The organism is Allobosea sp. 01N443 (assembly GCF_056399325.1).
The window spans coordinates 1-1,346 of sequence record NZ_JBFTRC010000386.1 but is presented as its reverse complement, the minus strand read 5'-3'; the positions used below and the strand labels follow the sequence as shown (position 1 = coordinate 1,346).

General features: G+C 66.5%; 2 pseudogenes. Both read right to left on the bottom strand.

From position 1 onward, the window contains the following. Positions 1-783 (bottom strand): annotated as a pseudogene (locus AC1DRP_RS36575) (HlyD family type I secretion periplasmic adaptor subunit); the annotation flags it as partial. Between the two features lie 57 nt (positions 784-840). Then, a pseudogene (locus tag AC1DRP_RS36570) lies at positions 841-1,346 on the bottom strand (calcium-binding protein); the annotation flags it as partial.

The window sequence follows — 1,346 nt, the reverse complement described above, 5'->3', positions numbered from 1 at the left end:
CTCGTCGACGGCGATGATCTGGAGGCGGGCGTCGCTGACGCGCAGCCGGGCGCGGGCGATCGAGGCTTCGATCTCGCCGCGCTCGCCGAGCAGGCGGGCCCATTCGCGGTTGATRTTGTAGACCTTCGTGCCGTCGATGAAGCCCTTCTGAAACAGGCCGAGATATTTGTTGCGCTCGAGCTCGACCAGGCGCAGCTCCTCGACCTTGGCGACCTGGCGCGCCTCGAGGCCCTTCACCTCCTCACCGGACTGGACGATGCTGATCTCGAGCTGTTCCTTGCGGCTTTCGCGGTTGGTGCGGTTGCCGTCGAACAACCGGGTCTCGCCCTGGATGATCTGGCTGGCCTCGTCGGAGAATCGGGCGAACTCGGCCGGGAAGGTGATCGCGGCRAGGTTGTCGCGCTCGGCGATCAGGCGGGCCTTGCGRCCGAGATTYTCGCCGAGCTGCGAGCGGATGATCGAGAGCTCGGCCTTGGTCTGGACATCGTCGAGCCAGAACAGGGTCTGGCCWGCCTCGACCCGGTCGCCCTGTCGCACCCCGATCGCCTGGACGACGCCGCCGTCGCGGTGCTGCACCTCCTTGAGGTTCTGATCGACCTTGATCGAGCCCTGGGCGATCACGGCGCCGTTGAGATGGGCGCTGGCGGCCCAGCCGCCGCAGCCGACGACCAGGAGCAGGGCGAGCGCGGTACCGGCGAGCATATGCCGGCCGAGCCCGAAGTTCGGCTCGCGCCCTTCCCTGGCGTCCCCGCCCACCTGCGATGCGACATTGCGCCTGGTCATATCCGTCTCTCCCGTCAGCGGACCCGGGATGCGAGGCCSMGCKGCCSCGCACCGAGGTCARTARTARTAAAGCCTGTGRCTGCCCTGGATCTCGATSGAGTAGTCCYTCTCGTCRKKCTGCTCGAGAWAGACGTCGACATAGGTGTAGTCATCGTCACCGATCTTCTCGATGCGGAAGYGGAAGGGCCGGCCGGCAGCRTCGGCCTCGTCGCCATAGGCCGTGGCGAACGGATCTGCTCCCTCCGCGGCGGCACTGTCGGCGGGCGCGCCATCGGTCCCGAACTGGTACTGCTTGACGACGATGCGGTCGCCGGCCTCGAGATCGAGGATCCGGTGGATCAGGTCGCGATCGTCCGCGTCATAGGGCACGTCGAACGAGAAGCAGTCGTCGCCGGCACCGCCGGTCAGCGTCACCGCGTCAGTGCCGATGGTGAAGTGGTCGTTGCCACTGCCGCCGATCACGGCCTCGATATTGGAGAACCTGTCCTCGCCGATCTCGACGCTGACCGCCTTGCCCTCGACCAGGTTGATGTCGATGCATTGCGTCGCCTGGGAGTAATCCA